Annotated in this window: 12 protein-coding genes; 9 read left to right on the top strand and 3 right to left on the bottom strand. The window is 40.2% G+C overall.

Translation table 11 applies throughout. The features are described 5' to 3' along the window. Positions 1–166: 166 nt before the first annotated feature. On the bottom strand, positions 167–736 hold the full coding sequence (locus tag N7U62_RS03970) for a DNA-3-methyladenine glycosylase (RefSeq protein ID WP_264136586.1): 570 nt from the start codon (positions 734–736) through the stop codon (positions 167–169). Between the two features lie 72 nt (positions 737–808). Here N7U62_RS03970 and N7U62_RS03965 point away from each other — a divergent pair, with 72 nt between their 5' ends. The 3 genes from N7U62_RS03965 (at position 809) to N7U62_RS03955 (ending at position 4296) form a co-directional block, all read left to right on the top strand. Then, a complete protein-coding gene (locus N7U62_RS03965) occupies positions 809–1687 on the top strand; it encodes a DUF2911 domain-containing protein (protein WP_264136585.1) in 879 nt (292 codons plus the stop codon). Positions 1688–1857: 170 nt separating this feature from the next. Further along, a complete protein-coding gene (locus N7U62_RS03960; RefSeq protein ID WP_264136584.1) occupies positions 1858–3708 on the top strand; it encodes a hypothetical protein in 1851 nt (616 codons plus the stop codon). A gap of 3 nt (positions 3709–3711) precedes the next feature. Then, positions 3712–4296 carry an FISUMP domain-containing protein gene (locus N7U62_RS03955; protein ID WP_264136583.1) on the top strand — a complete coding sequence of 195 codons (585 nt, stop codon included), beginning with the start codon at positions 3712–3714 and terminating at the stop codon, positions 4294–4296. On the opposite strand, the gene N7U62_RS03950 is transcribed toward N7U62_RS03955, so the two are convergent. Further along, on the bottom strand, positions 4293–5468 hold the full coding sequence (locus tag N7U62_RS03950) for a C40 family peptidase (RefSeq protein ID WP_264136582.1): 1176 nt from the start codon (positions 5466–5468) through the stop codon (positions 4293–4295). The two genes, N7U62_RS03955 and N7U62_RS03950, sit on opposite strands and share 4 nt — an antisense overlap. A 134-nt stretch (positions 5469–5602) precedes the next feature. Between N7U62_RS03950 and hisS the strand changes: the two genes are divergently transcribed. The 6 genes from hisS (at position 5603) to N7U62_RS03920 (ending at position 12264) form a co-directional block, all read left to right on the top strand. After that, positions 5603–6973, top strand: coding sequence for a histidine--tRNA ligase (gene hisS / locus N7U62_RS03945; RefSeq protein WP_264136581.1), 1371 nt, complete (start codon positions 5603–5605; stop codon positions 6971–6973). 30 nt (positions 6974–7003) lie between these two features. Then, positions 7004–8938, top strand: a complete 1935-nt coding sequence (locus tag N7U62_RS03940) for a T9SS type B sorting domain-containing protein (protein WP_264136580.1) — start codon at positions 7004–7006, stop codon at positions 8936–8938. Between the two features lie 14 nt (positions 8939–8952). Continuing rightward, a complete protein-coding gene (locus N7U62_RS03935; RefSeq protein ID WP_264136579.1) occupies positions 8953–9291 on the top strand; it encodes a YbaB/EbfC family nucleoid-associated protein in 339 nt (112 codons plus the stop codon). After that, positions 9284–10294 carry a glycosyltransferase family 2 protein gene (locus N7U62_RS03930; protein ID WP_264136578.1) on the top strand — a complete coding sequence of 337 codons (1011 nt, stop codon included), beginning with the start codon at positions 9284–9286 and terminating at the stop codon, positions 10292–10294. Before N7U62_RS03935 ends, N7U62_RS03930 begins: the two co-directional genes overlap by 8 nt. A 116-nt stretch (positions 10295–10410) precedes the next feature. Next, entirely contained in the window at positions 10411–10761 is a 351-nt protein-coding gene (locus N7U62_RS03925; protein WP_264136577.1) for a hypothetical protein, read from the top strand. Between the two features lie 204 nt (positions 10762–10965). After that, the gene (locus tag N7U62_RS03920; RefSeq protein ID WP_264136576.1) at positions 10966–12264 is read left to right on the top strand and encodes a carboxypeptidase-like regulatory domain-containing protein; all 1299 of its coding nucleotides are present in this window, start codon (positions 10966–10968) and stop codon (positions 12262–12264) included. A 54-nt stretch (positions 12265–12318) separates the two neighbouring features. Here the strand turns inward: N7U62_RS03920 and N7U62_RS03915 are convergent, their stop codons facing one another. Beyond that, a complete protein-coding gene (locus N7U62_RS03915; RefSeq protein ID WP_264136575.1) occupies positions 12319–12963 on the bottom strand; it encodes a potassium channel family protein in 645 nt (214 codons plus the stop codon).

The raw sequence follows: 12963 nt of genomic DNA, 5'->3' as shown, positions 1-12963 counted from the left end.
TTTTTAGTGCTACGAATGTTCATTCGCATCTCAAATAATACAGGTGGATGATAAATATAGATGTATTGAAGTAAAATCCCTAAATAGAGCAATTAATTTTTTGATTATCACTTACTTATATGACATTACAACAAACTAAAATATGACATTAAGCATAAAGACAACCTTACTTTTTGCTAACCCATTTGCTCTCCGATAGATAAAATCGCCAGAGCTTGTTTGCATCTTTACCCGCATAATCAACCCCTATTCTCTTTGAAGCCACAACATCACCAAGCTTATCTTCTTCATTAGCTTCAATCCAAATAGAAGAATCAATCAAGGAAGACTTATCATGCAACGTATTAATCCCCAATGCCTTGGTCAATTTTCCCGGCCCATTGCTATTATTATTACAGCACTCAATCGGTTCTATTGCTCTGATCAATACTGCTTCTGCAACATCAGCCTTATTGGTCACTACATTGAAGAGGTGATGAATCCCATAACACAGGTAGACATAGGCATGCCCACCCTCCAAAAACATAGTTTCGGTGCGTTTAGTCCTTTTTCCATTATACGCATGGCATGCCTTATCGTCATATTGACTATAAGCCTCTGTTTCTACTATCATCCCTTTTCGCAGCTCTCCATTTAGATTCGTTACAAGAAACTTCCCCAGAAGATCCTTTGCTATTTCAACTACATCTTCGCGGAGGTAAAAGGATTTTGGAAGAATTAAAGGGTTGTTCATCATATTTTAATAACCACTCGTCGGATATGCCGTATATTGGACGAGTAATAATAACAATCAAACTTTATTGATAATATGAAACATAACAAACTTTTTTCTATGGCCTTAGCTGCTACCATGATGCTAATTGGATCTGTGGCTATGGGACAAATTGAAACTCCTGCACCAAGCCCAGCAGGGAAATCTTATACCAAAGTGGGTTTAACAGACATTGAGATTTCCTACTTCCGACCACAAATGAAAGGCAGAAAGATATTTGGTGAAGGTAATGATTACCTTGTACCCTTTGGTCAGAGATGGAGAGCAGGTGCTAATTCAGGTACTGTAATTAGCTTCAGCACTGATGTAAAAGTAGCAGGAACTGATGTAAAGGCTGGTGAATACTTGCTATTCTTGGCTCCAGGTGCTAAAGAATGGGAGGTCATTCTATACAGCGACAAGTCTCTAGGTGCCAATGTAGGTGGTATCGAAGATGAAAAGATTGCCGCAAAAGCGATGATCGAAGCTGGAAAATTAAGCGAAACGGTAGAAGCTCTAACTTATCAGATTGCAGACTTGAGCGCTGATAGCAAATCTGCAAATATTCAAATGGCTTGGGAAAACACTGTTTTAAATATCCCTGTGACTGTAGACTTTGACGATGCAGTGATGAAAGCTATTGCTGCAAATACCAAAGTAAATCCGGGTAACCTGATCACAGCAGCAAGATATTACTATGATACAAATAGAGATTTGGATCAAGCATTGGCATGGGTCAATACTTACCTCGCAGAAGGAGACAATGGCAAACAATTTTGGAATCTGTATTTGAAAGCTCAAATTCTAGCCAAAAAAGGAGACAAAAAAGAAGCAATCAAAGTAGCAAAAGAATCGAAAGAATTGGCTGCTAATTTCCCAAGTGGAGACTTTGGTTATGTCAAAAGAAATGAAGATCTAATTGCTTCTTTGAAGTAATAATTCAACTATTTCAGATAAAAAACGGAAGTCTAAAAAGGCTTCCGTTTTTTTTATTCCTCACTTTTTGTGGCTTTCTTTGAAAAAGAGAAGATAGTCACGCAACTAAAAGAAGTTACCAAAACAGAAAAATAGAAGCCACCCACTATTATTTGGATAATTTCTAATTCATGAAAAGAGTCATCATATTAAGCCTATTAGGTTTGTTGTTTTTAAACATCCCAACATCCTATGCGCAGCTCAGAGTAGATAGAGTGATCCCTCCCTCCTTCAACGCAGCTGCTATCATCAAATATTGTGACCATCCTGTGGGCGTCAGATATGGTGTACCAAAGATTAAAATCCCAATTCAAACCTTACTGAATGATGACCTTTACATTCCTATCAATCTGAACTATCATGCCATAGGTGTCAAAGTAGAAGAGGAAGCAACCTGGACGGGTCTGGGTTGGCATTTGGATGCAGGTGGATTCATCACACGAATCGTACGAGGAGAAAACGATCTGGCATTGGCAGACGGCAAGCAAAACAGAAAAGCCCTTGGTTATCCCTTTGAGCATATCAAACCATGTTTTGATGATTGTGAGGAAAATGAAAACAGTGAGTTCCATACCAAAGTATGTGAGGGTCAAATTGATTCTGATCCAGACATTTTCTTCTTTAACATTTTAGGGATGAAAGGAAAATTCCTTTTAACTCCGGATCATGACAGTACAATAACCGCACTGACTGTAGACATTTTGCATCCGAGAAAAATGACAGCAGAGTTTAACCTCAAAAGCAACTCATGGAAGGTAACGGATCACCTGGGCTACCAATATTTTTTCAAAAACCGTGAAGTTACCCAATCGCTAAGTACCTATTTAGATTACAAATTCGATTCTGATTCCATGAGTTTTGATTTCGTGACTCAAAAGGCAACCACCTCGTGGTATATGAGCCGTATCATTTCACCCAAAGGAAAGGAAGCTAAATTCAAATACTATGCTTACATAGATGGGGAGTCAAAATATTTGAGCAACAGCGCCTATCACAAAATGAACATCAATGACGAAGATATGTGGGACGTTCACTATTCCTCCTATTGCTTTCCAGACAGCATAGAGAATGTACGAGTTACTTCAGAATATCTACATTCAGATGTCTATCTAAAAAGCATCCAAACTGGTGAATATGTGGCCAATTTTAGTATCAGTGAGCAAGAAGGCATCAGGCCCAAAGACAGCATATCTGGCGCGGGAAGCAATCACTACATCAGGTCTGTGGAACTGGGCTATAGAAGACAGCAACTCAATCAAATACAAGTACTGCAAGGCGGAAACCCTATTACCACTGCAAACTTCAAATATTCCAAATTCAAGTCTAATTCGATCGTAGAGAATCCAATACTCAACCATCGATTAAAACTAGACAGTCTCCTTCTCACCAAATCGGATAAGCTTAAAAAAATGGGCTTTGACTATGTAGAAAATTTTGGTTTACCTTCAAAGGAAAGTCACGCAAGGGATCTTTGGGGTTACTATAATGGGGAAGAAGATGTGAACAATGTGACACCTTCCGACTTCTTTAATTATAGTCAGCCAGAAAAATTACTTCAGGAAGAAGGCAAAACCAAGCACTACTCTTTGGAGCACATTCAAGAAGGGGTTATCAGTAAAATAGATTTCGGAGGGGGCAAAACACGAACCTATAAATTTGATCATCAGGCCTTTTTCACAGTTTCGAATGAGATATCAGATTATTTCACCGAAAAAATGAAGGAATCAAATTTCAGTAGCCACATCAAACCTTATGTATTCGGAGGCTTGAGAGTAAAGGAAACAGTGGAATCCTATCCAAAAGAAAAAATCTACAAAGATTACTTTTATCAGATCGATGGCAAAGAAATTGGCGAGCTGGAGATCACACATTACAACCATGCACATGATGGTTTGGATCACCGGAGTTCTGGAAATCACAGCGTGAAGTATCCTCAAATCAAGATCAAGACTGGTAAATTGTTTAACGGACATAAATTTTAAGCCATGAAAACGACACTACTTACCCTATCAATCCTACTTTCAAGCCTTGCTCAATTATCTGCTCAAGAAATGACTGGTGTATTTTTTGATCCAAGAGATGGCAAGGAGTATGAGACTATTTTCATAGAAGTGGAACTAGAAGGCGGTGCTACTGTAATGAAAGAATGGTTAGGGCAAAACCTGAACTATGCGATGGAAGATGGGTCCTATTGCTACAACAATTACGAAGAGTATTGCGACACATTTGGGCGGCTATATCATTGGAAGGCTGCCTTAAAAGCTTGCCCAGCAGGGTGGCATTTACCCAACGATTTGGAAATTAGTGTCCTCACTAAAAAGCACGGAGGCACCAAATCTGCAGGCGCTTCCTTTAAAGAAGGAGGAGAAAGTGGCCTCAACCTGATCATGGCTGGATTTGGGGAGGCAGACGGCACTTTTATCGATGTAGGTGTCAATGGTTACTACTGGAAAAAATCAGAAGGTAGCGATTCACCAGGTCTACTCACCATTCACAATGGTGTAGATTACTTCACAGACGAAAGCATCGACGCATCACATAGAAACAGCGTGAGATGTGTCCGTGACTAATACCATTTAGTAATTCCTTTTTCGTTCCCTAAATATCTTCTGCTACCCAAATAACGACTTTTGTTGAACTCATCATAGTTAGGAGATTCAGGATCTACAGAACTAATTCTCACTTGTTTCGAAGCGTGGATGAAACTGCTATCTCCCATCCATAGCCCTACATGCGTCACACGCTGGCTGGTCGAATCAGTCGCAAAACGACCAAAGAAAAGCAGATCACCCTTTTCCAGTCCCTCAAAGTTCAAATCCGGATCAACTACCTCTCCAGCATTCACCTGCTGCGAAGCATCTCTCGGGATTATATATCCATTCATCAAATAAGCCGTTTTGGTAAAACCAGAGCAATCCATGCCTTTTGTAGAGGTTCCGCCCCACAAATACGGTGAGCCTAACAGACTCTGCGCATAGCTAATCACCTGCTCACCAGAGGGCTCTACCCCTTCCCTCCAATCTTGAAAATCACTAGCCTCCGATTTTCTCACAAAACCCACTCTTAGGTCTGGGTAAGAAACCTTATAATATTGGCTTGATTCTCCTAGTTTAACCAGTCGCCCGCCCAATACAATATCAGATACGATGGCTGTTTCCTCTTCGTCCTGATACACATTACCATAATTATTCATGTAGATGATTTGAGGCATTTTGCTCCATCGCAGTTGTTCAGAACTGGTCATTAATTGTACTCCACCATGATCGACCCACGAAATGTAGTCATCTGGTGTTTGTATCAGGTACCATTCTTCCAATCTCTTGAGCACCTTCAACTTCATACCCAAAAGTGCCTGAGTAGCCAATTCGGAAGAATGCCTGGAGTCAGAACGGATATTAGCTACCGAATTGTTAACAATAGCATAGGAAGAGTCCCCTACAGTTGAATCTGGAAGCATATGGACTTTATCTTCGACCTCTATCCCTTGCTTGATCAAAGATGCTCTTAAAACTGCAACAGCTTCTGGCTGATCACTATCTCCCGTCAGCACCCAACTATCCTCTTCCCTATCCAATTCAATAGTAAAAAGAGCAACGCGCTTATCAGGCGCATACACATTCTTGACACTATCCCTTAGGAGCGAAAAGCTTTGTTGTTTAGCAGCGTCATCATTAGCGCAGCGAGTAAAAATGAACAGCCCAAAAATGAGCATACCGAAAGTCAAGACGAAATTTTTAAACATAGGTGCTAATCTAATAGCTGAAAATTCAATCTTCAATTTTGACTCATTAAAACATTGCTTACCTAGGTTTGGGTTCTTAGCTTTGCCATCCGATTGAAAAAGAAAAGATTCAACTTTAATTACTCATAGTAGACGTGCAAAAACCTTCGATCCCAAGAGGAACCAGAGATTTCGGACCAGAACAGATGGTCAGAAGAAACTACATTTTTGATACTATCAAGGCGGTTTACCAAAAGTATGGTTTTTCGCAACTCGAAACTCCTACCATGGAAAACCTATCGGTACTCACTGGTAAGTATGGAGACGAAGGGGATCAATTGCTTTTCAAGGTATTGAACTCGGGCGATTTCTTATCCAAAACAGAAGCAACTGACTATGAGTCTGGAAGCAAAAACCTACTACCCAAAATCTCTGAAAAAGGTCTTCGATACGATTTGACTGTTCCTTTTGCACGCTATGTCGTTATGCATAGAAATGACATCTCTTTTCCCTTTAAGCGTTTTCAGATCCAACCTGTTTGGAGAGCTGACAGACCTCAGAAGGGACGATACAGAGAATTTTATCAGTGCGATGCGGATGTAGTCGGAACAGATTCTTTGCTTTGCGAAGCTGAGATCATCATGATGATCAATGAAGTTTTTGACAAACTAGGATTGAAAAACTTCACCATCAAATTCAACAATAGAAAGGTCCTCAGTGCCATTACTGAAGTAATAGGTGCGCCAGGAAAAGAAACAGAATTTTGTGTAGCTATTGATAAGTTGGATAAAATCGGAAAGGACAAAGTGATAGAAGAGTTGGTAGAAAGAGGTTTTTCTTCTGAAAACTTGAGTCAACTCGATCCAATCTTTGCTACCAATCAATCGATAGATGACAACCTGAATTTTCTCAAAGGCTTCTTTGCAGCAAACGAAACTGGACAAAAAGGAATTCAGGAAATTGAGGAAATTCTTACTTATCTAAAAGGCTACAGCATTGACAATCCACATTTGGAGCTTGATTTGACACTAGCAAGAGGCCTCTCCTACTACACTGGTAGCATATTCGAGGTAAAAGCCAATGACGTGAAAATTGGCAGTATCTGTGGAGGTGGCCGATACGATAACCTTACGGGTGTTTTTGGATTGAAGGATGTATCTGGCGTAGGTATCTCCTTTGGTGTAGACAGAATCTACGACGTATTAGAAGAATTGAATCTATATCCAGAGTCACATGCTTCTTCACTTCAAGCAATGATCGTCAATTTCGGAAACGAAAGCATGATGGCTGGCATTAAGGTCATGCAGGCCTTGAGACTAGAAGGGATCAACGCTGAGCTATATCCAGACAATGCCAAAATGAAGAAACAAATGAGCTATGCCAACAACAAGGCGGTACCATTTGTGATCGTAATTGGGGAGGATGAAATCAAAACTGAAACCTATTCTCTGAAAAACATGGCCAGCGGAGAACAAGAGTCACTCAAATTGGAGGAAGTTATTTCGAAAATCAAGAATAGTCACTAGATTGAGAATCGATCGTTGGAGACACAGCACTTGAAATCAAACATTTACATCCAGCTTACATTTGCATTCGTTCTTTTCCTCTTTTCAGGACAAGTAATGGGACAATATGCCAGTATTCAGAATCGCTTTGAGGTGGATTATATCAAGGGCTGTGCCGGTTGGCAAGTCAATGTAACTATCAATGATCCGGGGGGAGTTTTTGACAACCCTAGATTTTGGTACACAGGATTTGACTCTAATCAAACCCCTACTACCAATCTGAATCACATTTTCCCGGATGCGGGCGAGTTCTATATCGCAATGCTCGTGAATAACACAGATGGGGAATTTGAAAACAATCAATTGGATTCTATCCTCGTAGAAGTGATTGAACCTGCCGATCCACAATTCATCATCAGAAATTGTGATGCTCATCAAGTCAAAGTGCAAATCACTGACGATTTCTATGATCGTTATCAAGTTAATTTCACTACTACTGACTTTGAAATCGTTGATCCCTTAGACACAACCTCAGCCTATAACTATGGCATACAGGGAGACTATCGGATAGAAGTTCAGGGCCTATTCGACAATGCTGCCCCCAACTGCACAGTCATCAATGAAGGCTTTACTAGTATTGAAGAAATAATAGATCCAACTCTTACTTCCATTGAAACAATCAGCAATGATCCAGCCACAGGTCAATTGCAAATGGCCCATACACTTGGTGAACACACCATCTACCAGCTGATGGAATCTATAGAAGGAAGTGAGAATTTTGATTCGCTTCAGGAAGTATCCGGAGCAGAAACTCTCATCAACAATCAAAACACGGTGAGAAGCTTTAATTGCTATCAAATAGAAACCTATGACGCATGCAATGAAGTAATTATCCCCTCCAATATTTTATGCTCAGTTAATTTCCATTTGGAGACCAGCGAAGACGGTAACCTCATGGTTTGGGATACCGATGAGACTCAAGCCACTTCGTACAATTTGATACGAAACGATGGATTATTGACTGAAATCACAGACCCAACGATCAAACAATTCAACGACACCTCCGTCATCTGTCAGGAAGAGTATGTTTATAATGTACAGGCGCTTTTTTCTTCGGGATCATCACTAGCAAAGGACACGGCGATCATTGCCTCCAGGTCAGGAGAGCTTCCACCTATTACGGAATATCCGAGTTCTACTTTCAACCTGGACAATGAAGTCGTACTCAACTGGAACACACCTGACGCAGAACAGATTCCATTTCGTAGATATATCGTTCAAAAAAGGACCAACAATCGAAGTTGGCGTTTTGTAGCCATTGCTGATGACACCACGTATATAGATACTGATCCGGATTTTTTCGGATTGCAATCCTATCGAATCACCTACGACGATCAATGTGGTAATGAGGCGACTCCCTCTCCTATTACTCAACCCATCTTAGCTTCTCAAGTTGGCTCAAGAGGAAAAATTGTAACCTATAGCTGGAACAAGTACGAAACCTGGATCAACGGAATCAGGAACTACACCATAGAACGACTGGACTCAGCTGGTAATATCATAGAAGAGTTCCCTGTACTTAGCGGAAGGAACAAAGATGTTGAGTTTGGAGCGAATGATCTGGACGCAAAATACATTCGAGTACGAGCTGAATCATTGGACGAAACACCCTTATTCACCTATTCCAATGTGATTGAATCACGATTAAAAACAACTATGTTTTTGCCCAATGCGTTTACTCCTGACGATGATGGACTCAATGATTATTTCATCGCAGAGGGGCCATCCGTATTCAATTTCAGAATGGAAATTTATAACAGGTGGGGCATTAGAATATTCGAAACCAGCGATCTGGTAAATGGTTGGGATGGCAAACTCAATGGTGAAGAAGCCCCCGAAGGTACTTATATTTACAAAATATTTTTTGAGGATGGAATCGGTAAAGATTACGAGCAAATGGGCTCATTCATCCTTTTACGTCAATAACAAAATCACACGCCATGTTTGATATGATGAAAATGATGGGCAAAGTCAAAGAAGTGCAAGCCAAAATGAAGGAAGCACAGGCAGAATTGGCCCAAATAGAAGTGGAAGGCGAATCAGGTGCTGGTCTGGTCAAGGCTGTGGTAAATGGTCAAAAGCAACTTCTGAAAATTGACGTGGATGATTCATTGGTCAATACTGCAGACAAAGACGTACTGCAAGACCTAATCGTAGCTGCTGTAAACAAAGCCACAGAGGCAGCTGACGAGAAAGCCAAAGAACACATGAAGCAATATACCGAAGGTATGTTGCCAAATATCCCAGGCATGGATCTGGGTAGCATGTTCAATGGCTAAAACCGCCATTGTCATATTAAATTTTAACGGGGTAGACTTTCTCAAAAAGTTTCTAGCTGGAGTTGTAGCCAATAGTCCGGAAGGAGAAGTGATAGTAGCTGATAATGGCTCTACAGATGACTCTGTGAGCTATTTAAAGCAACACTTCCCTCATCTGCGTCTCATTTTATTCGAATCGAACCACGGATTTACTGGTGGATACAATCGGGCCATTGCCGAGATCGATCACGAATACTGTGTATTGCTCAATTCTGATATAGAGGTTACTCCCGGATGGCTCAATCCCATTACGGAATTTCTGGATCAGAATCCCCATGTTGCTGCTTGTCAACCCAAAATTAAATCTTACGATCAGAAAGATCATTTTGAATACGCAGGAGCTGCTGGTGGCTTTCTCGATGCATTGGGCTACCCTTATTGTCGAGGAAGAATGTTCGACACACTAGAAGTTGACAATCAGCAGTATGACAATCCCGTGCAATGCTTTTGGGCCACCGGAGCTTCCATGTTTATCAGAACAGACATCTACAAAAAACTAGGAGGTCTGGATGAAGAATTTTTTGCGCATATGGAAGAAATTGACCTCTGTTGGCGCATTCAAAAGCATGGATTGGAAGTTTGGTGTATCCCACAAAGTGAGGTATACCATGTCGGAGGCGGCACTTTGAATAAGAGTAATCCCAGAAAGACTTATCTCAACTTCCGAAACAATCTGGCTATGGTCTATAAAAATGAAAGGGCAATGAAGTTGGCATGGCTCCTCCCCCTTCGATTTACTTTGGATTTTATATCCGGCATTCAGTTTTGGGTGGAAGATTCTTTTGCTCATTTTCAAGCTGTACTTAAAGCGCAAATTGATTTTGTTATGAGTATTCCGCATTTGAACCAAAAGCGAAAGCAGTTCAAAAAACAAATCAAACAAACTTCAGTCTCTAGAAACAGCACTTCAGTTGTTCTGCAATATTTCATTCGAGGAAAGAAACATTTCAGTAACTTCAACTGATTGAATCACAATTCAACGAATATTCTTATCAAGTAATCCACACAATTCAACCGTCTATCTAATTCCTGAAATTACTCAGTTTGAAATGCCTAAATTAGTTTCATTAAACTGCATGAATGATGGACTACAACAAACTCAATCAACTGATAGAAAAAACTGTGATCATCAAGCATCACATGAACAAGCATGGCAAAGATCCACTACTTGTTGAAAGCCTCAATGATTATTTGACAGAAATCAAAATCCATTTTGGTGAATTCCTCTACGAAAAGCTATTCGAATCTTATGAGGATTACTTTGAGGATAACGAGATGGAAAGTATCGAAAATTATCTTTCAGGGGAGGTATGTGTCTATGGAGATGAATTAGATCAAGAAGATCTTTTGCTGAGTATCAAACCTTCTCCTTTGCGCATTGAGGTTTCAGACCCGTCTCACCAGTATCGTAATATTTTGTGGCAAGGATGATTTTAAGGGAATTGCAAGATTGCCTTTGTGATTTTAAGTACAATCACCTAAACAGCTATCAGGTATATACCTATTTTTTCAAATCAATCAAGAATTAGCTTCATACAACACAATATTGCCTCTAACTTCACATTACAATTCATATAAATAATTGTGTTTTATTAAGACCAAAACACAAGAAATTGTTAATCAAACTAAAGAAGCATGTTGAAAATTTTCTATCCAGCTATTTTAGCCCTAGGGCTAGCTACCATTCTCTTTTCATGTAAAGATGATGATGACAAAGGCCCTACTGAAGGAGTCGTAACAGGTACCGTTCTGGCCTTAGATGATGCCCGTAGTGTTCAAGGTGTGTCTGTCAGTGCCTTTTTTGCCGACAATAATGAACCTACAGGAGTTAGCACCACAACAAATGCCGATGGTGTTTATTCAATCAACCTGATGCCAGGTACCTACTATTTAAGATTGGCCAAATTAGGCTTTCAAGAAGTGCCCCCAGTAGGCGTAACCGCCATTCCTTTCACTATCGTAGAAGGAGAAACTGTTACACTCGATTATGATTTGGTGGCCAGCGCTGTAATTGACGGAGGTGCAATCTCTGGAACAGTTTCTTCTGATTCTGAAATGATATCAGGCGCGCTTATCATAGCCACTGATGCAACTGGTTCTTCATACTCAGCTGTTTCTGATGCAGAAGGTAACTATACAATATTAAATGTCCCAGCTGGCACATACACAGTGCAGGCCTGGTTGTCAGGTTACAATGGACAAAGTGCCGATGGTACAGTTGAAGCCAACAGTATCACCGGAGACATTGATATCCTAATGACAGCTGGTGTTAGTGCTACATTAGATGGTTCTGTCAAGTTCCTTGCTACTGGAAACAAAGCTGTGGATGTCTCTCTCATTCACCCAAGCACACAACAAGTAATCCCTGGCTTATCAGTATCCACAGAAGGAACCTTTACAATGACCGACATTCCTGATGGAGAGTATTTAGCTAGAGCAAGTTATAACAACGATACGCTGGTTGTAGATCCAGACTTCATTGTTAAGTTTGGTGACCCAGTGGTCACTGTATCAGGCGGTGCTGTTACAGTAACTCAAGGAGACGCTACCAGCGGCGTGTTGGATTTTGCTGTGACTAACTCTGTACTACTGGACAATCCATCTAATACAGCGACCGAAATTGTTCCAGTAGAAGTATCAGCAGCTGGATTGACTTTCACTTGGAAGCCTTACTCTAGTACTTCTGATTATGTAGTAGAATTGCTTGACATCAATGGCAATACCATTTGGGGTGGATTTGACAACAGTGGTGACATACCAGTGAAGGTAATAACCACTACGAGTACATCTATCACTTATGATGGGCCAGCACTATTGAATGGAAGAACCTACAGATGGAAAGTATACGCAAGTAAAGACGACAAATCCAACGGTGGCTGGAGCCTAATCTCAATGAGCGAAGATCAAATGGGATTAATTAAGATAATTGAATAGTAAATAATAGTTTTCTATTTTAAAAAGTCATGAGAGAAGTTCTCATGACTTTTTTTATCTATCCTTCATGAATTTACCTACAAATGTCGCAATAACTACTACTAAATAAAACTGCCCTAATAGCCCCACCAATATCACCATATTTCGTGCGGCTGGAATCAAGGGTACAATCTCACCATATCCAATCGTCAGCATGGTAATGAAGCTGAAATAAATTAAATCTTGTGTAGCAGCTGGCCCTTCCGAGAGATTCGAAAAGGCATTATCAAAAAAGAAATTAACAATCAAAAACAACTGTGCACCTATAAAACCAATCAAAATATAGCCGTCAAGAGCACCTATCATTTCGTTTAAACCTACACTCTTTTTTCCTAGCAAATCAGAAAACAATTCTACTGCCACAATCCCAATAAAAGCAGCAAACAAAAACAAGCCAAAGGCATAAGCAAATCCACCAAAAGTACCCAGAGCTACAGCTATAAAACCAAATGCTCCAAGAATCCAGAAAGCCTTTCTAAACTTCTGAACGATCAACATTAACGCAGCGAAAAGGAAAAAGTCAAACACCGGAGCAATAATAAACCCCCAATTTGTAGACACCAACGGGCTCAAAAATAGTCTGGACATGATCACTATAAAGAGGATAATGTATCGGTTCTTAACCAAAGGGTGATCTGTATTCTTTTTCAGAAATAACAT

This window comes from Reichenbachiella ulvae, from assembly GCF_025833875.1.
In the GTDB taxonomy this organism is placed as follows: Bacteria; Bacteroidota; Bacteroidia; order Cytophagales; family Cyclobacteriaceae; genus Reichenbachiella; species Reichenbachiella ulvae.
The sequence above is the reverse complement of the archived record's forward strand: the minus strand, read 5'-3'. Positions and strand labels throughout refer to the sequence as shown.